Here is a 20,106-nt window from a genome sequence, read left to right as displayed (position 1 = left end):
CTGTTCGATTTTAACCGAGTTTCAAACTGATTCCAGCTTAACTGATCGTTAACTGTTTGATTGTCTGAATCAGCCGGCTTACAGAAAATCTCTGGCCATTTGCTGGTAAGTGCTGACCCACTCGGGGTTTGCGGCGACAGGCTGTTTGAATTTGACAATTGCTGCCACGGCATCCTGCACCGTGAAGGGTTCTGTAATCCCTTGTGCGGTGCGTTGGTAAGATTCAGCACCTGCCAACGCCACCACGGCAGCACCCAGGGCCGGGCCTTCGTCCGATTCCAGTTGCAACAACGGCATGTTCAACATACTGGCTAGAATTTCCAGCATCAATTGTGACCGGGCAATCCCACCGGAAACGGTAATCTGCCGGATTTGTTGCCCCGCCTGCTGGTGGGCCTGCACGCCCAGAGTAATCAGGCAGGCAAGTGATTCCAGTGCGGCCCGAAATCGCACACCTGCGTCACTGGGTTCACTGGGAGACCAGCCAAAACGTGGTTCATGGATGCCGAGTGAAGGTTCCGTCAGCACAAAAGGCGACACCCGAATCCCTTCGCAGCCCGGTGGCACCTTGCGTGCGGCTTGTTCCAGTGCCTGCCAATCGGGATGGTGGCCCACAATCCGATCCAGAAACTGGGCACCATTACTGTAGCATCGCATCCACAACCATGGGCCCCAGTTCAGCTTCATGGCATCGAGTGCATCCGTACCCGGTGCGGCACTTGCAGAAGAATTGACCACAGCAGAATTACCCAGGATCACAGCAACCTGCCCAGCTTCCACAGCACCCCCACCCACAAGGCCAGCAGCCTGATCGTCCAGGGTGGGGAAAACGAATGGCAGTTTTGCATCACCCTGCCAGCCCGCAGCACTTGCCACGTGCGGAGACAGTGCTGACACGGGTAGATTCATATCATGCTGAATTGCGGGCAGCGACTGCCAGGCAAATTGCCGTAAGTTCTTATCCTGGATACAGTTCAGAATGGGCTCGCACCACTCATTCTGTTCCAGTTGCATCATACCTGTCGATGCAGCCGTGGAAATGCTGATGCTGCCCCAGTTGCCCGTTAAGTAACCAAGGGCCGCACATCCGTGCGGCACCAGCCAGCGAGTGCGTTGCCAGTCGGCATGTGTGAGGGTTTCTTCATCTTTGACGAGGTGGCTGAGACTATACCGAATTGCCCAGGGACCACCGAGTAAGGCTCGCACAGCATCTTCCCCACCTAGGCGAGTGATGCCTTTCGCATGGTAAGCGGCCAGCGTCTGGTCATTCCAGCAGATCATTCGTCGAATCTGGTTACCCAGAGCATCTACTCGACCACTGGTGTGGTGCGTAGCAGAGATGCCACCTGCCACCCAGTCCGAAAGTCTACCAAGTTGATTCAATTGGTGAACAATCGCACGCACGGTGGTGTGGACCTGGCCTTCCAGCAGCATCAGATTGAATTCAGAAACACCGTCTTCTGTCCACAGATCCGTGGGAAAGCGACAACTGGCCACCACGTTGCCTTGCAGGTCGAACGCGACGCACTTGACCGAACCGGTGCTGAAATCCCACCCAGTAATGATGGAATCTGGGGCTAAACTGCGAATTGGCATGGAGAGGTTTCCAATGAAGATCATTTAAGGCTGATTTTATGAAACGTCGTCCCGCCCGAGGGGAAAAACCCATGGGCGAGACGCCCATGTTACGTAGGGTGCTATCCACGAACCAATTGCAAGTAAACGTAGCACGGGCGTCCCGCCCGTGGGAAACTCATGGGCGAGACGCCCATGCCACGTAGGGTGGTATCCACGAACCAATTGCCAGAGGCGAAAGACTGCTTGTATGAATACCAGTTGTGGACTGAAGGTAAATACTTTATTTGGTGAAACGGTAACCGTTCGCCGCCGAATGGCAATGTCGAACCGTGCCGACGATCTGATTGGAAATTGCCAGATTGTGCTCATTCAGGCAGTAGCAGCCTACAACCCACGGATAGGGATCAGGTTCAGCACCTATGACTACACCTGCCTCGTGCGGGCACTGGCACGTCTGGCCCAGAAATTATCGAACGACTGGCTCAGCAAGTCCGCTTCTCTGGATGTGATGCCTGAAGGTGAACCCCGCCAGTCGAAGGAACCAGGGGCCAGTTCCAGCATTGCAGTTCCAATTGACGATTTCCTGCAGGCAGATCACCCACTGTTGAACCAGCGGGAAAAGAAGATCCTTAGTTTACGCTATTGCAATCCGGAAGGTGGCGAAGTAATTACCCTCGAGAAAGTGGGGAAACAACTAACGTTGCTTTTTTCTGCAACAGGACAGCACTTTGCCGGCACTGGTAAAGAACCGCACTTCAGAGTCGATTACCTTGGGTGCCTTCATTTCTGCAACGAAATTCCAGCAGAGATATCTTTGGTGGTAGAAAGTCGATTGTATTTCGAAACGAACTCAGCGATCGGTAATTTTTTGAAAAGTTTGTTCTCATCGAGCGACAAAATTCCGTAGCCTCGAGTGTATGTCCGGGCCCGGTCCACTGCAACCGGTGGTTAGGCCACATGTCGTGATCTCACGGTCCAGACAATCAACCCTGAAGTTACAATCAGCCAGAAAATAAACCACACCAAAATAAAGATGCCACCGATCCAAAAATCGACGGGATCGGGGTCATTGGGATACCAAGAACGCTCAACAGCCCGGGCGATATATGCGGCTGGAAATGCAGACAGCACACCCCACACAAGAGATACGATGCCAGTGATGAACCATCGTTTCATTGGTGCCGCACGAACCATTATTGGCATCCCTCTGCACTTTCAGTCCGATACCAGACTTCGTACCCGCACTGACAGATCTTTTCGAACGCGGGGTGGGGATGTATCTGCATCAAATTGGTTCCGATTTCGAACATCTGCATTAGTGTAAACATTCTCCCGAACGAGTTGTGGTTCGATTCAACTGCCGAAGAGGGGCCGCGATTTCCGCCCCAATCGCTTTTGAGACCTCAGTTGCCATCAGAAAATATTTCAAAAATACCGCCTTTTGAAAACGATCACTTGCTTGCACAACTACTTCCTTCCCTTAAGCAAGTCTCCTAATCTTCCCCACGTTTGTTTACAATCCTTGCATATCCAAATCGGGTCATCTTCAGAAAAATCACAACCAGCCAAGATCACTAGGTCTGAATCGAGGCCAGCCAGTAGTTCTGGTGTGAAACGCGGCAATCCATATCCGAATTTGGCTACTTCAGCCGCTCCGCACGCTGGGCATCGCATTGCGCGAATTTCAGCTCGTCGAAGCTCAGCTTTTCTGGCAGTTTCGTTTTTCGCAGCAATTTCACGAGCAGTTTTGCGTTGTTCTCGCTTAGTTCGCTTACCCATCGGATCGAATCCAGCTTAAATCATTCACTTCGGCCACCGTATAACGTGTTTTATTGATTCACTCACACTGCACGGCGTTCCAGGGAGTGGTTCAAACAAACTTTATAGACAGAATATACACTCCCTCAGTTCAACAAGCCCTTTTCCATCGCTCTCACTTCAGACTCGTAGTGCTAAAGCCGCAGCCATCCGCACAACAAAACCTGAGACTGCGAACATCTTGTCCGCACCTGTGTACTTCTCTCGTATAAGAGTGATGTGGGGAAGCTGGGTGAGGTTCAATTTGGTTGTTTTATCGCCACATTATTTGGCTATTTCTCGAAAACAATACACCCGTGCGGTGGGGGTGGATGTGGGGGTCGGTGCGATGCCACAACCAATAATAATGGTGCGTTCTGCCCGACCGTCACGGATCGTCTGCATTACGGTGGGTGATGAGGTGGTGTGGGCGTAACCCATCTGGGCCAATGCCCGAAAATCGATCAGCCAGCGCAGGGAGCCGTCTGCACAATTCGCTGAAAACATCATCCCTTGTGCCCCCACAGCGTAAACACTATCCCCCACCTGGGTGGGATAGTGCACTACCGCGGGCGACGCAAGTACCGGCGATTGCAGGCTTTGCTTCCAGATGATGTCGCCATCGTGCCGATCTAAACAGTAGAGAAAGCCATCTTTACAACCAGTATAAACGTGGTGGCGATCGGTGGCGGGTTTTGTCAGTACGCTGTTTGGGAAATTTTTGCTCCAGATCACCGTACCATTACCTGCATGGCGAGCCAACAGGCGACCATTCAATGGACCATTATCCAGAGAAAAAGTGCCGTTGCCAATCCCAAAGTAAGCCACCCCACGATCGACCGTGGGAGAACCCCAGGCGGAGTAATCGATATCTTCGCCCCACCGTTCCTTTCCCGTCTCAAGATCGACACAGGCAATCCGATTGCGTTTGGTTCGCTGGCTGCTGCCACTACCAATATAAACTGCCCCATTGGAAATGACTGGATTGCTGTCGATGTGCATTCCGGGTTCGCCGGGTGCGGGGTATTGCCACAGCTTGTCGCCAGTGGCAGCGTTGAAACAATACAGGCCATCATCGCCTGCACCGAAGACTACTTTGCCAGCAGCCACTGCGGGGGTGGATTCTGTATGACTGCTGGTGGCGAATTCCCACAGTTTTTTTCCGGTGGCGGCATCCACACAATACATCTTGCTGTCGCGGTTGGTGTGGTAGCCTTCCCCAAAAAACAGCCGACCATCCGCATAGGTGGGGGAACAGAACAGCTCTTTCAGGCCACCTTCATCATCAAACTCCCACAAGGCTTTGCCCGTAACAGGATCGAGGGCGTAGACCCGGCCATATTGCGAAAACCCCTGCCGGTGGTGCACCGTGACATAAATTCGCTCAGGTGTCACCAGTGGATTGGAAGTCACTTCGCCATTTTCTGCAGGTTCAAACACCCAGACAGGTTCCTGTTGCAGTTCCCACAAACCACTGCCGCTGACCGTAACGGGTGCTGTGGTGGGTGTCATCTGCAGACAGGCGGTAATCCCAAACACGGCACTGGCTGCCCAGAGCCCGACGGTTTCGCTGCTCAACCTTACTTCTTCAGGTTGGGTGCGGCGTTGCCACCAGTGGCCCAGGAGGTGACCAAGGCAGAATGCCACGGGTACCACCAGAATCGATAGTTCCAGCCAGGGCGAATCCAGAAAACTTTGTTTAGTGAGCCATGGATAGGTTAACGTCCCCAGCAAGAGCACAATCAGCCCAGCCAGCCCGAAACGGTCGAGCCGTTGTGGTTGAAAATCGGCAGACTGATTCTGGCGACGGGCTCGTGTGTAACGTCGGGCTGCCCACAGTGCGGCCAGGGCACACAGCACTCCACAGACTGTCCAGAGTTGGGTGGGCGTTTTTAACCCCGTCCAGTGCAGCCAGCGTGGGAAATACATGAAAACAGCCGCCAGAATACTGATCAGACTGGCCATACTGAGTGCCACCACCCAGCGACGCATCATTAAGGCCAACCCACCAAAAACGGCAGGGAAAATTGCCGCCAGTGCGGCAATCAACCCCAGAAAAGGCAACTGAACCACCGCAAACAGGCCGGTGCGAAATGGTGACCCATTGGGAAGGTGCGATTTCTTCTCTTTCAGCGGTGGGCCGTAACCCGGGGGTTCTTTTTCATCGTAGGCGGGCAGCTTGCCCCCTTTCAGGCCTGTTTCAATCGCCTGCAGCATTTCTGCTGTTGTCCCACGGAAGGTGCGGCGGAAATAGGGCTCGCAGTGGGTAAAGCGCCAACGCGTAACTTCTTTGCCATCCAGAACTTCCACACTTCCAGCCAGCCGGAACCAGGTGCCGTTGGTGTAACACACCGCATCGAAGTTTTTCCCCCGACGTGCGGCAAAAACTACAAATTCCAGATCTTTTTCCAGCCGTTCCAGCAGCATCGCTGGTTGCTTTTCTTTCTGGGCCTCTGCATCACCCGCCAGGTTCACCGGAATTCGCTCAAAGTTGAATTTCCCCTGCATGATTTTGCCTGGCACCAGCACCATTGCGGGTTTGTCTGGCAGCCAGTCGCTGATTTTCAGGGTCATGATCAGTGGTTGGCTCTGGATGACCTGCTCCAATTCCACTTTCGCCATAATGACGGCAGACGCCGAACCCACCGTGCTGCACCAGGCCAAAACCACGATCAAAATCCAACGCATGTGATGCCCTTTCAGAAGCTTTCCCGAATTTTACCCCATCGTCTGTGGGAAAGATAGTGCGTCGTTTCTGGAAAAGCCGGCAGATAGATCCTCAAGATGGATCTGGTTGACAAATAATTGAAACTGAACTAAACTGTTTAGTATAGTTTGTCTTCGCACAGGTTTAAGCCATGACCATTCCTGATAGTGGGAATCTTCAACATCAACGGAAGTATCGATTTGTTTTCAGTGCATTACTGGTTTTGATTGCAGCTGCTTTTGGGACCTGGTATTTGCAGAAACGGCAAACCCAGTCGAGCAAGTCAACAATGTCCAATGCAAAGGAAGTTTCAGGTATCGGTGCAATTGGTCGTCTCGAACCTGGTTGGAAAATGATCCAGATTGGACCATCATCGACTCCGGATGGTGCCAGAATCGAAACCTTATTTGCGGGTGAAGGTTCTCTTGTTCGAGCGGGTGATGTTGTTGCAATCATGGATACCCGCAGCCGAAAAGAAGCAGCATTGGATGAAGCCAAAGCACAAGTCCGCATCGCTGCTGCCAAACTGGTGCTGACGAAAGCTGGTGTCAAAGCTCAGGATATTGCAGCCCAGGAGGCAGCTGTAGAGCATTTGCGGGCTTCCTTGCAGAAAGTTGAAGCTGAATACAAACGAATCAAAGCATTAGAATTTACCGGCGCAGTCTCTGTTGATGAATATGACCAACGGCGATTTCAAGTCTTAATGGCTGCAGCTATCCTCCGACAGTCGGAAGCAACACTCGCGTCAATGAAAGTTGTTCGCAAGGAAGATGTTTTGTTAGCCGAGGCGGAACTCGCACGCGCCCAGGCCGGAGTTGCAATGGCTGAAGCAGACCTGGAAGTGACACAGATCCGATCTCCTGGTAACGGGCGAATTTTAAAAGTAAACGCCTATCCCGGAGAGAAAGTTTCTGAATCAGGAATTTTTGAACTGGGTGACACTTCCCAGATGCATGCTGTTGCAGAAGTTTGTGAGAAAGACATTCTCCGAGTACAGATTGGACAACGTGCCACTGTCTGGATGCAGAGCATACCGGGTGAATTGACTGGGCAAGTGGTACATGTTGGATGGAAGGTGGGCAGGCGTGTGGTTCTGGACAACGATCCCGTGAAAGATACCGACGCCAAAGTGGTAGAAGTTCGAATTCAACTTGACTCTGAATCAAGCGAGCGAGTTTCCGGGTTATCTTACGCGCGTGTCGAAATCCGAATCAATAGTGCGGGAGGACCTTGATATGAGTCAACGTATTCCGCTGGCCTGGCGACAATTGACTTTTGATCGCATGAAGCTCTTCACTGCGGTTGCAGGTGTCATGGTTGCAGTACTACTGATGTGGGTTCAACTGGGTATTCTTGCAGCACTTTATTCCAGTGCCACAGTCGTACATCGAAATGTTCAAGCAGACCTTATTGTCATTCATCCGCAATCGGAAAATCTGAACAAGATGAAGCCTTTTGGCGGAACCCGGACACTGGTGCGAAGAGATCGATTGTTGTTTACTCGTTTGCTCCTGAAGATCATTGGCTTACAGTTCCGGGTGTTGAGGAATATGTCCAGGAACTCAATCAGGAAAGAACATTTCTCTATGATCGGAATTCCAAGGATGTGTTCGGTCGAATTGTACCCAGGGTAGAAACCGGGGAGCAGATCACTATTGAATTGAATGGCCGACAAAATCAGGTGATCGGTTTGACGGAAATCGCTTCTTCATTTGGTCAGGAAGGCAGCATCATCACGAATCGAGCAAATTTTTTACGGTTGTTTCCGGAATTTTCACCTACCCAGGTACATGTTGGTTTGATTCGCCTGAAACCGCATTCTGATGTGAATGCTGTCAAGGAATATTACTCCAAAACACTCTCTCCAGAAGTGATCGTTCTGACGCCGCAGGAATTTATCGATTTTGAATTGCGGTATTGGCAGACGAATGCACCAGTGGGTTTTGTCTTCACGATGGGCACAATCGTCGGCTTCTTTATCGGATTCATCGTTGTTTACCAGATTTTGTATACCGATGTTTCAAATCATCTGCCACAGTTCGCAACCATGAAAGCGATGGGATTCACTGACAACGCCTTGTTGTGGCAGGTGATCCGTCAGGCACTGCTACTGGCAATCCTGGGATATCTACCCGGATCTCTTCTAGCAATAGGTTTTTACCAAGTCATCAAGGCTGGCACTTCGATTGCTGTCAATCCAACATTGGAGAGAGGGGTGTTTCTCTTTGGGCTTACCTGTCTGATGTGCCTGCTTTCAGGTGCAATGGCCACACGTCGACTCCGCGCTGCAGATCCGGCCGATGTGTTCTAACTAAGGAGTGGCTATGCGATATCTGACTGATCAAAAAAACGATCAACCTTTGATTCAGGCACGAAACGTAAACTTCTGGTTTGGTGCAGGCGAATTGCGTAAACAGATACTGTTTGATGTGAATATTGAGGTGCACCGAGGTGAAATTGTCCTGCTCACTGGGCCTTCTGGTTCCGGAAAAACGACATTATTAACACTGATCGCTGCACTGCGCACGTTAAGAGATGGCAGTTTGCACGTGTTCGGAACCGAACTTCGGGATGCAAATACACTTACACAAGTGGAAATCCGAAAACAAATCGGATTTATCTTCCAGGCCCACAACCTGCTACCGCATCTTTCAGCCCTTCAGAATGTTCAACTTGCTCTGGAACTTCAGCCTTCAGTCACTGTGCAAGAAGGCATAGCACGTGCAACAGCATTACTCGAGAGTGTGGGATTGGCAGCCAAGATACATAGTTATCCTGCTAAGTTGTCAGGGGGTCAGAAACAACGCGTCGCTGTCGCCAGAGCACTCGTGGGGCATCCCAAATTAATTCTTGCGGATGAGCCTACCGCAGCACTTGATGGTAAATCGGGGCGTGAAGTGGTAGAACTTCTGAGAGGATTAGCTCGTGAACAGGGTGTGCCTATCCTGATGGTGACGCACGACAGCCGGATCTTTGATGTAGCCGACCGGACTATCCATATGGAGGACGGGCGAGTTGCCGTTGCCAGCATCAATCAGACAGGTCAGAGAGACAAATGACTTATGGCAGAGCAGCCGAAACAGAAGCCCGTTTTACCAGAAATTCCACCGTTTCTCCATGCAACAGACAAAAGGACAACGATCCTGCGGGCTGCCATGTTTCAGTTCCTGCAAAAGGGTTATTCTGCCACAACAATGGATGCGATCACTTTGGAAGCAGGTGTTTCCAAAGCAACGGTCTACGCTCATTTTTCCAGTAAAGAAGCACTGTTTGAAATGCTGATGCGAGAAGGGTCAGCTGCCGTATTTTCAGAATTCCCACTTCTTGAACACCATGGGGGTGATCCAGAGGAGGAGTTGCACAACTTTCTTGTGGGTGTTCTTGAACATATCCTGATTCGAGGCGGGTGTTCGTGGGATCGTTTGATTATTGCGGAAGCCGTGCGGCACCCTCATCTCTCAAAGCTATTTCGGCAATGCACGTTGGACAGACTGACAGTTAGTTTGGAACAGTATCTTCAACGGCTGGTGGCGGAACAGCAAGCCCTGGTGGGGAATTCGCGAATGTTAGCAGAATCTTTGCTGGCGCTTACCGTTATCGGAGCACTTCATCATGTGCTTTTGAATGGCCCGCCGAACGAGGTTGATGGCAAGCGGTTGCGTTTCGAAATCAGGTTATTTCTGCGTGGTATCGGTATCAGCGGATCATTTCCGTGAACGCACGCATCCTCATTGGTTGTGGGCAATGTCACCAAGACACGAACAATATAATCAATCAGCTATATAATCTACTTTGTATATTTCTGTGGGTCGCTTTTCCAATCTCATTCCCCCTGCCAATCGCAACCACGTGGGGGTCGGAACCTGTCAGATTGGCAGGATCGTGGGAGTTGTTGAAAAAGTTACTCGTTATAAGCTGCTTCAAAACAAGCACTTACGGTAATTCAACTTTATTGGCACCAAATTTGCATGCATCTCAACCGATTACTGAATTCCTTATGTCCGGTGCGGCCACCGGGCTTGATAGTTATTTAATTGGAGATCTTTCTAGTGGGTGCCAAACAACTCTCTTACTCTGACGAAGCTCGTCAAAAACTGTTGGAAGGCGTGTCGAAGCTCGCACGTGCCGTTCGCTCGACCCTGGGACCACGTGGTCGGAATGCGGTGCTCGATAAAGGCTGGGGCAGCCCGAATGTGACCAAAGACGGTGTGACCGTTGCGGAAGATATCGAACTGAGCGATCCCTACGAAAACATGGGTGCTCAACTGGTGAAAGAAGCCGCCAGCAAAACCTCCGATGTGGCTGGTGACGGCACCACCACCGCAACGGTACTGGCCGAATTCGTTTACCGCGAAGGCCTGAAATCAATCGCAGCCGGTGTGGATCCGATGGCCATTGTCCGTGGGATTCAGAAGGGTGTCGACCTGGTGATCGAATCGCTGCGTGGCCTGGCACAGAAGATCGATCCCAACGATGAAAAAGCCATTATGGAAGTGGCCACCATTGCCGCTAACAACAACAAAACGATTGGCAGCAAATTGGCCGAAGCCATGAAGAAAGTGGGTGCCACCAACGGTGTGATTACCGTGGAAGAAGGCAAAACTTCGGAAACCGAAGTCCGCGTGGTGCAGGGGATGCAGTTCGATCGTGGATATCTTTCCCCCCACTTTGTGACCAATCAGGAAGATGTCACCGTCGAATTCGAAAATCCTTACATTCTGATTTTCGAAGACAAAATTACCAACGTCAAAGACCTGGTGCCACTGCTGGAAACGTTCTACAAGAAAAATGAACCACTGGTGATCCTGGCAGAAGATATTGAAGGCGAAGCACTGGCAACACTGGTGCTGAACCGCTTGAAGACCGGCATGAAGATTGCCGCAGTGAAAGCCCCTGGCTACGGCGATCGCCGCAAAGCCATTCTGGAAGACATTGCTGTGCTGACCGGTGGCAAAGCCATTTTCAAAGATCTTGGCATCACCCTGGATAAAGTGGAAATCACCGATCTGGGTCGCTGCAAGAAGATCCGCATCGATAGCGAAAACACCACTATTACCGAAGGCACTGGCGACCAGAAAGCAATTGATGGTCGTGCAGAATCGATCCGTCGCGAAATCGGCAAAACCGACAGCGAATATGATCGCGAAAAGCTGCAGGAACGCCTGGCCAAACTGGCAGGTGGTGTGGCACAGATCAAAGTCGGTGGTGCTACCGAAACCGAAATGAAAGAGCAAAAAGCTCTGTACGAAGACAGCCTGCACGCAACCCGCGCTGCATTGGCAGAAGGCACCGTCCCTGGTGGTGGTGTGGCTCTGCTGAACGGTCGCAAAGTGCTGGCCAGCACCAAGCTGGAAGGCGATGAAGACGTTGGTCTTCGCGTGCTGTACCGTGCGTTGGAAATGCCTTGCCGCATGATTGCTGAGAACGCTGGCAAAGATGGCACGGTGATTGTTTCCCACATCATGAAGAAAAACGACCCGAACTGGGGTTACAACGCCGACACCGATGTCTATGAAGACCTGCGTGCGGCTGGTGTGATTGATCCAGTGAAAGTGACTCGCTCTGCATTGCAGAACGGTGCCAGCGTGGCAGCACTGCTGTTAACCACGGAAACCGTTATTGCTGATATTCCAGAACCCAAATCCGATGATCACCACGACCACCACGGTGGCATGGATGGAATGGGTGGCATGGGCGGTATGGGAGGAATGGGTGGCATGGGCGGCATGGGCGGCATGATGTAATCCACCTGTGTTTCTGAGTATTACAAAACTAAACTTTAAAACTGTTTGTTAATTGACATTCAATATAGGGAGTATTCAATATGGCGATTCGTCCTTTAGATGATCGTGTTGTGGTAGAACCAATCGAAGCAGAACAAAAGACCGCCGGGGGCATTCTGCTGCCCGATAACGCACGCGAAAAGCCACAACGTGGCAAAGTGATTGCCACCGGACCTGGCAAACTGCGTGACAATGGCGAACGCACCGCACTGGCTGTGAAAGTGGGCGATGAAGTGCTCTACGGTCGTTACGCTGGCAGCGAAGTGAAAGAAGGCGACAAAGAATTCAAAGTGATGCGCGAAAGCGAAATTCTGGCAAAAATTGTGACTGGTTGATTTGCTGGAAACTGAATTGTTGAGATGATCCGTTAACCTACTACTACGATAAAAATACAATGGCAAAACAATTATTATATACCGACGATGCACGCAAGAAGTTGCTTGCAGGTGCGGAAAAGCTGGCCAAAACTGTTGGTGTGACCCTTGGACCGACAGGCCGAAACGTTATTATTGACAAATCGTTCGGTGGCCCCACGGTTACCAAAGACGGTGTGACCGTTTCGAAAGAAATCGATCTGGCCGACCCATTCGAAAACATGGGTGCCAAACTGGTGAATGCCGTGGCACAGAAAACCAGCGATACCGCTGGCGATGGTACCACCACTGCAACCATTATGGCACTGGCGATCTATCAGGAAGGCCTGCGGATTATCACCGCAGGTGCCAACCCCATGGCTGTCAAGCGTGGGATTGATAAAGCGGTTGCTGCAGCCACCACGTATCTGCACGATCACCTGACCCGCACGCTGACCAGCAAGACCGAAATGGAGCACGTTGCCAGCATTTCTGCCAACAACGACCCCGTGATTGGCAAGCTGATGGCCGATGCCTTCGAAAAAGTGGGCAAAGATGGTGTGATCACGGTAGAAGAAGGTAAAACTTCCGACACCACACTCGATTTCGTGGAAGGGATGCAGTTCGATAAGGGCTATATCTCCCCATACTTCGCGATCAACAGTGCCGACCTGAAGTGCGAATTCGAAGATCCTTACATTCTGATCTTTGAAAAGAAAATCTCCAGCGTGCGTGATATTCTGCCACTGCTGCAGAAAGTTGCCGAAACCCGCAAGCCGTTCCTCATCATCGCAGAAGATGTGGAAAACGAAGCACTGGCCGTATTGGTGCTCAACCGTATTCAGGCAGGCCTGCCTGTCTGTGCGGTGAAGGCTCCTGGCTTCGGTGACCGTCGTAAAGCAATGTTGGGCGATATCGCTGTGTTGACCGGTGGTACCTTCGTCAGCGATGACCTAGGCATCAAACTGGAAAACGTGGAACTGGCCCACCTGGGGTCTGCAAAACAGATCATTGTGGAAAAGGAAAGCTGCACCATTATCGATGGCAAAGGCGACAAGAAACAACTCACCGATCGTATCGGTCAGATCCGCACCCAGATGGGGCAGACCGAATCCGAATACGACAAAGAGAAGTTTTCGGAGCGTCTGGCCAAGCTGACTGGTGGCGTTGCCATCATTCGCGTGGGTGCAGCAACCGAAGCCGAAATGAAGCAAACCAAAGGCCGCGTGGAAGACGCACTGCACGCCACCCGTGCTGCCGTTGCTGAAGGCATTGTGCCCGGTGGTGGTACCGCACTGCTTCGCTGCGTGCCTACCATCAAAGAACTGGCCAAAACGCTGGAAGGCGATGAGCGTCTGGGTGCAGAGATTGTTGCCCGCGCTGTCAGCAAGCCTGTCCGCACCATTGCTCAGAACGGTGGTGTTGATGGTGCTGTGGTTGCCGATGAGGTTTCCACCCGTGGTGAAGACAACAAGAACATTGGTTACAACGCCAACACTGCCGATTACGTGGATATGTTTGAAGCAGGGATTGTTGACCCCACCAAGGTTACCCGCTCTGCATTACAAAACGCAGCCAGCATTGCCGGCCTGATGTTGACCACGGAAGTAATGGTGACCCGCATCGACGAAGACGATAAGAAATCGAAGGTTCTGGGCGCGATTGCTTAATTGATTTTCCTGGTAATTGAAAGGCGTCAATGAGTGCCCACCTCATCTGACGCTTTTTGTACGTTAATACAATTAATTCCATTCTGAACAGCGAGCGAGTCACAATTTACTACCCGGGCATCTATATGAAGAAGATAATTCCCATCATTTGCCTGTCGTCAATTGTACTGTTATCAGCTTGCGACAAGCAGAAAAACCCATCCGGGTCAGGCAGCAGTGGCACCATGTTTATGAGTGTCGATAGCTCCGGGAAGCCAATACCACCGAAACAGCGACCCGATAACACAGTCTACCCATTTAGCGCAGGGATGAATAACGATCCTGCGGTGCTGATGAAATTACAAGGGAAATGGATCCTTGAATCTGCCTACGAAGGCAAAACGAAGGTTAATCAGCCTGCTTCATTCTGGGAATTTTCCGAAAGTAAGCTGGATATTACCATGTTTGGGCATTCAATTAATAAGCATGATATCGCTATCGATACCACTTCTGCTCCCTACAAGATGGAACTACGGTATCGCACAGAACCTATCAGTAAAAGTATTTTTCAACTCGAAGTGGACGATTTGAAGATGGCGATTTCGCCACCAGATCATGATTATCCCACTGCTTTGAATATACATTCTGCCTCAGGAGCTTACGTTGAATTGAAGCGGTACTCACACCCAATGTGGTCGGATAAAGACAAAGAAGTGCTAAAAAAACTACAGGGTGCCTGGCAGGCAATTCCTGCCCCAGGTAGCGATATCAAAAGACAAGTTACCTGGACATTTTCTGATCGTCAGGTGGTGCTGAACTATGACGGCAAGCTTATCGAAAAAATGACCATCGATGATCTGGATAGCCGGTATAATCTGCTGACCACTACGAAAGAAAACCGTTTCGGTAGTAACTTTACTGAGATAATGGCTTTCGAAGTTAGCGATTCGGAACTGCGATTTTTTGGCAGAGAAGGCAAAGTTGTCTTGAATTTTAAACGTATTGCTGACAAAAATTAACCCCAACCGTCCTTCATTGAACAGGATTTCCCATGAAGATAGTTCCTTCTCTGATTGCTGGCTCGATGTTTCTGTTTATCACAGCATGTGATGAGAATGAGAATGTTTCCGGTTCTGCTGCAACCAGCACTGGAAGGCTTTCTGTCTCCAAATCGAGTAGTGGAATTTCAACAAGCAGTAGCTCAAAGACATTACAGCCATTTACACCAGGGATGAATAATGATCCTGAAATGTTAAAGAAGCTACAAGGCAAGTGGAAAGTAGTCCGATTGACGACATTGGACCGAAGTGATGAACCACCTGGACTCGGATATATGATTATCAATAACAATCAGTTTACTATTAAAGAGGAACGTTTTGGTGATTTAACTGGAGATTTCGCAATTGATACGAGAGCAATACCTCACAAACTCGATTTGCGCGTAGTGGGCGATCCAATTCGAAAGTATATTTTTCAGTTGCAAGATAACATTTTGATTCTTACTTACACTGGTGATCCGAATATCCGCCCCAAAAAATTTATTGTGCAAGATGGGGATAGTGCAGTGATCGATTTTAAAAAAGTTGAAGAATGAATAACGAACTTTGAATTGTAAGTTCCCGGAATTGGCCAGAGAGTGAGGTTGAATGTCGAAACGCGATTATTATGAAGTGCTGGAGCTATCCCGCGACGCGACGAAGGATGATATTGAAAAGGCCTACCGCAAGCTGGCCCGCAAATACCACCCGGACCGCAACGTGGGCAATCCGGAAGCCGAAGCAATGTTCAAAGAAGTGGGCGAAGCCTGCGAAGTGCTGCTCGATGAACACAAGCGTGCCATCTACGATCAGTACGGCCACGAAGGGCTGCAGAACAGTGGGGGCTTTGGGGGCGGAGGTGGCTCTGCATTCAACGATCTTGTCAATGAACTATTCGGTGCGTTTACTGGTGGAGGTCGCAGACAATCAGGCCCGTCCGAAAACGATAACCGGCCTATTCAATCTGACGCATATTCTCTAAACTGCATGAGAGTTTGAACTTTCAGGCAGGCAGCCAACGTGTCAAAGACAATCTGTTTATTACTGTGCTATTCGCTTGTTGTTTTCCTCACCGCCTGTGGGGATAACAATGGCGGTAATACAGAATCGAATCGCACGGTGAGTCCGGCATTGTCCGGATCGGTCCAATCCGCATCAAATACGTCTGGCAAACCTGTTACAGACAAGGCCCATCGATTTTTCCCTGGGATGAACAACGATCCCATGATGATGCAGCAACTTATCGGCAATTGGCGGGTGATCAGTGCCTTCGAAGGCAGGAATAAAATTAATCAGCCCGCATCATTCTGGTTGTTCACGGAAGGGAAGCTGGAGATCCGTCAGTTTGGTCGCATCCTGAATACCCATGATTTTATGATCGATACCGCTTCGACACCGAACAAGCTACAGTTGCGGTTTCGGGAAGACCCAATCAGCAAAGGGATTTTTCAGGTAGATGGGGATCGACTGAATATTGCAATCGCCCCACCTGGGGAGGCTTATCCTACTACATTCGAAAGAAATTCAGACGCCATTGCCTACTTTCAATTGCAACGCTACATCCACCCGGACTTGTCGAATAAAGAACGTGCAATTCTGCAACAACTTCAAGGCACGTGGGAAGCGATCCCCAGTCCCGGCAGCGACATCAAACGCGTTGCCTCCTGGAAGTTTACCGATCGCCTCATTGTAATCAGCTTCAATGGCAGCGAGTTCAAGCGAATGACCATCGATGATCTTGACGCAGGACAGTTGCCGTACCTGTTGACCCACTCTCAGCAGGAACCGGGCAAGGCGAAGTTCACTGAAATCAGTCCGTTTGAAATTTCGGATACCGAATTGCGGTTCTTTGGCAGGGATGGCAAAGTGCTGTTAAATTTTCGCCGCATTCCAGATAAGAAGTGATCAGTCAATAATTTGCACATGATCTTTTGATCCAGACAATGGGACTTACTGGTGCACTTTGAAGAATGCAAATAATGAGATGGACTTCATAATTGGGCATCTGCGATTTGTCTTCATCTGTCGAATTCAACCACATTACCTATAGTATGCAGATCACATGAAAGGGAGTTGTGCGTGAACATTGCAGTGGTTGGTACTGGCTATGTGGGTCTGGTTACCGCAGCCTGTTTTGCAGAAAGCGGCAACAATGTGGTGGGCATTGATCGCGATGCCCACAAAATAGCTACTCTCAACCGTGGTGAAATCCCCATCTTCGAACCAGGTCTGCTGGAACTGGTGCAGCAGAATCACGCCAACGGTCGCCTGATCTTCACGACAAAGATGGCCGATGGCTTAACGGACGTGCACTGTATCTTCATCGGTGTGGGCACTCCCGAAGGTGCCGATGGCCTGCCCGATCTGACCGCACTGTGGGCCGTGGTGAATGAAATTGTCGATCTGACAATCAATAAATCGTACAATCATAAAATTGTTTTGGTGTTGAAAAGCACCGTACCGATTGGTACCAACGCTCAGGTGGAAAAACTGTTGCAGGAAAGAGGGTGCTCCCACCTCGTGGTGGCAAATAACCCCGAATTCCTCAAAGAGGGTGCGGCAATTCCCGATTTCCAGGTGCCAGACCGCGTAGTGGTGGGGGTGCGTAATCCCGAAGATGCGATGTTGCTGCGGGAATTGTACCAGCCATTTGTGAACGAAGCCCGCCCATTTCTGGTGATGTCGCCCGAAAGCGCAGAGATGACCAAATATGCTGCCAACGCGATGCTCGCCACCAAAATCAGCTTTATTAATGAAATTGCCAATCTGTGCGACTCCGTGGGGGCCGACATCCATCAGGTGCGGCAGGGAATTGGCTACGATATCCGGATCGGCTTTCAGTTTTTGAAGCCCGGCCCAGGCTATGGTGGGTCCTGTTTTCCAAAAGATGTGATTGCATTAATTGGTATTGGCGAACGCAACCATGTGCCGATGCAGTTGTGTAAAGCGGTAGATGAAGTCAACGATCGCCAGAAAGAGCGACTTTTTCATAAAGTCAAACAAGTGTTTGATTCGCAACTTGCTGGGAAATCCTTTGCGATCTGGGGGCTGGCATTCAAGCCAAAAACCGATGATATTCGGGAGGCACCAGCCCGCACGTTAATTGATGCGTTGCTGGCAGCAGGCAGCATTGTGCGTGTGCACGATCCGGAAGCAATGCCCAACATTCGGGAGATTTACGGTGATACACTGTATTACGGAAAAGACCCCTACGATACCACCACGGGGGCCAATGCGTTAATCATTGTCACCGAGTGGGAATGTTATGTAAAAGCAGAAACTGCGAAAATTCTGCAAGGATTGTGTGAACCCATTATTATTGATGGGCGTAACATCTTTGACCCCACGGAAATGGCACAGAAAAGAGTGGTTTATCTGGGTATCGGAACAGGAAAGAACATCTAATTGCTTACTGTGCAAGCAAATTTTTAATCTTCATTGAAACTACATCAAATCTTCACTTCATCTCTCATTTTTGCTCCTAAATTTGTCCCATCGGAAGATATTCCGGGACTTTTTTAACACTTTTTAAGGATTTGTATGTCGAAGAGTTTTTTCCAGGTTCGCAAGGGTTTTACCTTGATCGAACTGTTGGTGGTGATTGCCATTATCGCCATCCTGATTGGTCTGCTTCTTCCCGCAGTACAGAAAGTACGCGAAGCAGCCAACCGCAGCACCTGCAGCAATAACTTGAAACAACTCGGTGTTGCAGTGCACAACTACGAAAGCAGCTATGGTGTGATGCCTTCTTCCGGTCAGTGCGAATCGACCGGTTCGAACACCACCCGTTACCATGCTCACTCCACCTTTGTTTGGCTGCTGCCATACATCGAACAGGAAAACGTTTACCGTTTGTTCGATGTGACCAGTCCTGTGACCGTGTACGATGCCAACCTGGATGGTGCATCGGACGCAGTTCCCGCAGCACTGCTTGATCGTAACTCGATGGGCCGAGCTTACAACGACCCCGCAGCACCCAATGGTTGGATTGCCGCACAATCGAAGATTAAAACCTTCATTTGCCCCAGTTCTCCTCTGGGTATCAATGCTCGAGACCCGGTGACCAACCTCGGTTCGCTGGACTACATGACCATTGTTGCAACTGACATTGACACCAACCCAGCGTCTGCAACCTATCGGATGCGTAACAGTGCTGACCCAACGATGAAGTTTGATGGGATGCTGACCTGCGGTAGCCGAAGCATTTCGGGTGTCACCGATGGTAGCAGTAACACCATTCTGTTCGTGGAAGATGCCTCTCGTGCACACCCCAGCGTAGGCACGTTTGGCCAGGTTTCTACTCGCAGCAGCCCCGTTATCCCTAACGCCGCCAACGATGTACTCTGGTCCGGTGGTGCAACTGGTGGCCGTCGCGTGTTTGCCTGGGCAGACCCCGACGCAGTGGGCAACGGTTACTCTGGCCCCAGTAGCTCAACCGGCAGCCGTATTGCTAAGTTCAACAACTACGCCACCCCAATCGGTGGTCCTCCAGAATGCCGCTGGTCCGTGAACAATTGCGGTCCGAACGATGAACCTTTCGGCTACCACACCGGTGGTGTGATGGCATGTATGGGTGATGGTTCGGTTCGCTTCATCCGCGACAGCATCGACGGTATTACTCTGAAGTGGGCTGTTGCAGCTTCCGATGGTCAAACCTTTACCTTGGATTAATGTTTCGTTGTATTTGAATCCACAATTGAATTGAAGTTACCATGGAAGCCGTTGTACGTAAGTGCATCGGCTTTTTGCATTGAATTACGAACAAAGAGGAATTTTTGATGAGAAGCGTACTGACTACTGTTGTTTGCACCGCGATGCTATTTGCGGTTGGTTGTAGTGACACTCCCGAAATGCTGAAAGGTGAAACCGAAATCACCGGCACCGTGATGATGGGTGGCAGTCCTGTGAAAAATGTTACTTTGTGGCTGAATCCGCTTGGTGAAGGCCACCCCGCGAAATTTAACCTGGGTGAAGATGGCAAGTTCACCATCAAGGTTATTCCCGGCGATTTTATCGTCTATTTCGAAAAGGCCCCCGTGACAAAAGAACTTTCTGCACAAAAAGCTGCAGAAGCCTTCAAAGTGATTCCAGTAAAATATCACGATCCCAAGAAAGAAAACCAGGTGACGATCAAATCGGGCGAACCCGCCACAATTAACATCAACTGATGCATCGTCGTCTCAGACTTGTGAAATCATCTTC

Annotated in this window: 18 protein-coding genes; 15 read left to right on the top strand and 3 right to left on the bottom strand. The window is 50.3% G+C overall.

Features of this window, described 5'->3' with window-relative positions; all coding sequences use genetic code 11:
* Window positions 1-78 precede the first annotated feature (78 nt).
* On the bottom strand, window positions 79-1,596 hold the full coding sequence (locus R3B84_17720; GenBank protein MEZ6142401.1) for an FGGY-family carbohydrate kinase: 1,518 nt from the start codon (window positions 1,594-1,596) through the stop codon (window positions 79-81).
* A gap of 229 nt (window positions 1,597-1,825) precedes the next feature.
* Here R3B84_17720 and R3B84_17715 point away from each other — a divergent pair, with 229 nt between their 5' ends.
* A complete protein-coding gene (locus tag R3B84_17715; GenBank protein MEZ6142400.1) occupies window positions 1,826-2,485 on the top strand; it encodes a hypothetical protein in 660 nt (219 codons plus the stop codon).
* Window positions 2,486-2,526: 41 nt separating this feature from the next.
* Here R3B84_17715 and R3B84_17710 read toward each other — a convergent pair whose 3' ends face one another.
* The gene (locus R3B84_17710) at window positions 2,527-2,772 is read right to left on the bottom strand and encodes a hypothetical protein (GenBank protein ID MEZ6142399.1); all 246 of its coding nucleotides are present in this window, start codon (window positions 2,770-2,772) and stop codon (window positions 2,527-2,529) included.
* A gap of 888 nt (window positions 2,773-3,660) precedes the next feature.
* Window positions 3,661-6,063, bottom strand: coding sequence for a PQQ-binding-like beta-propeller repeat protein (locus tag R3B84_17705; protein MEZ6142398.1), 2,403 nt, complete (start codon window positions 6,061-6,063; stop codon window positions 3,661-3,663).
* Between the two features lie 170 nt (window positions 6,064-6,233).
* Here R3B84_17705 and R3B84_17700 point away from each other — a divergent pair, with 170 nt between their 5' ends.
* The 14 genes from R3B84_17700 (at window position 6,234) to R3B84_17635 (ending at window position 20,072) form a co-directional block, all read left to right on the top strand.
* Window positions 6,234-7,316: an efflux RND transporter periplasmic adaptor subunit gene (locus tag R3B84_17700; GenBank protein MEZ6142397.1), complete on the top strand. Its 1,083-nt coding sequence runs from the start codon at window positions 6,234-6,236 to the stop codon at window positions 7,314-7,316.
* 99 nt (window positions 7,317-7,415) lie between these two features.
* Entirely contained in the window at window positions 7,416-8,393 is a 978-nt protein-coding gene (devC, locus tag R3B84_17695) for an ABC transporter permease DevC (protein ID MEZ6142396.1), read from the top strand.
* 13 nt (window positions 8,394-8,406) lie between these two features.
* The gene (locus R3B84_17690; GenBank protein MEZ6142395.1) at window positions 8,407-9,141 is read left to right on the top strand and encodes an ATP-binding cassette domain-containing protein; all 735 of its coding nucleotides are present in this window, start codon (window positions 8,407-8,409) and stop codon (window positions 9,139-9,141) included.
* Between the two features lie 3 nt (window positions 9,142-9,144).
* Window positions 9,145-9,798, top strand: coding sequence for a TetR/AcrR family transcriptional regulator (locus R3B84_17685; GenBank protein ID MEZ6142394.1), 654 nt, complete (start codon window positions 9,145-9,147; stop codon window positions 9,796-9,798).
* Window positions 9,799-10,131: 333 nt separating this feature from the next.
* The gene (groL, locus tag R3B84_17680) at window positions 10,132-11,826 is read left to right on the top strand and encodes a chaperonin GroEL (protein ID MEZ6142393.1); all 1,695 of its coding nucleotides are present in this window, start codon (window positions 10,132-10,134) and stop codon (window positions 11,824-11,826) included.
* A gap of 80 nt (window positions 11,827-11,906) precedes the next feature.
* Window positions 11,907-12,200 (top strand): co-chaperone GroES, encoded by a 294-nt coding sequence (locus tag R3B84_17675; GenBank protein ID MEZ6142392.1) that lies wholly within the window; start codon window positions 11,907-11,909, stop codon window positions 12,198-12,200.
* Between the two features lie 59 nt (window positions 12,201-12,259).
* Complete coding sequence (gene groL / locus R3B84_17670; GenBank protein ID MEZ6142391.1) at window positions 12,260-13,888, top strand: chaperonin GroEL; 1,629 nt, start codon at window positions 12,260-12,262, stop codon at window positions 13,886-13,888.
* Window positions 13,889-14,013: 125 nt separating this feature from the next.
* Entirely contained in the window at window positions 14,014-14,886 is an 873-nt protein-coding gene (locus R3B84_17665) for a hypothetical protein (protein MEZ6142390.1), read from the top strand.
* Between the two features lie 32 nt (window positions 14,887-14,918).
* Window positions 14,919-15,461, top strand: a complete 543-nt coding sequence (locus R3B84_17660; protein ID MEZ6142389.1) for a hypothetical protein — start codon at window positions 14,919-14,921, stop codon at window positions 15,459-15,461.
* Between the two features lie 52 nt (window positions 15,462-15,513).
* Window positions 15,514-15,903 carry a DnaJ domain-containing protein gene (locus tag R3B84_17655; GenBank protein ID MEZ6142388.1) on the top strand — a complete coding sequence of 130 codons (390 nt, stop codon included), beginning with the start codon at window positions 15,514-15,516 and terminating at the stop codon, window positions 15,901-15,903.
* 21 nt (window positions 15,904-15,924) lie between these two features.
* Complete coding sequence (locus R3B84_17650) at window positions 15,925-16,809, top strand: hypothetical protein (GenBank protein ID MEZ6142387.1); 885 nt, start codon at window positions 15,925-15,927, stop codon at window positions 16,807-16,809.
* A gap of 174 nt (window positions 16,810-16,983) precedes the next feature.
* On the top strand, window positions 16,984-18,309 hold the full coding sequence (locus R3B84_17645) for a UDP-glucose/GDP-mannose dehydrogenase family protein (GenBank protein ID MEZ6142386.1): 1,326 nt from the start codon (window positions 16,984-16,986) through the stop codon (window positions 18,307-18,309).
* A 135-nt stretch (window positions 18,310-18,444) separates the two neighbouring features.
* Window positions 18,445-19,575: a DUF1559 domain-containing protein gene (locus R3B84_17640; GenBank protein MEZ6142385.1), complete on the top strand. Its 1,131-nt coding sequence runs from the start codon at window positions 18,445-18,447 to the stop codon at window positions 19,573-19,575.
* 107 nt (window positions 19,576-19,682) lie between these two features.
* Window positions 19,683-20,072: a hypothetical protein gene (locus R3B84_17635; GenBank protein MEZ6142384.1), complete on the top strand. Its 390-nt coding sequence runs from the start codon at window positions 19,683-19,685 to the stop codon at window positions 20,070-20,072.
* Window positions 20,073-20,106 lie beyond the last annotated feature (34 nt).

The organism is Zavarzinella sp. (assembly GCA_041399155.1).
Lineage (GTDB): Bacteria > Planctomycetota > Planctomycetia > Gemmatales > Gemmataceae > JAWKTI01.
The sequence above is the reverse complement of the archived record's forward strand: the minus strand, read 5'-3'. Positions and strand labels throughout refer to the sequence as shown.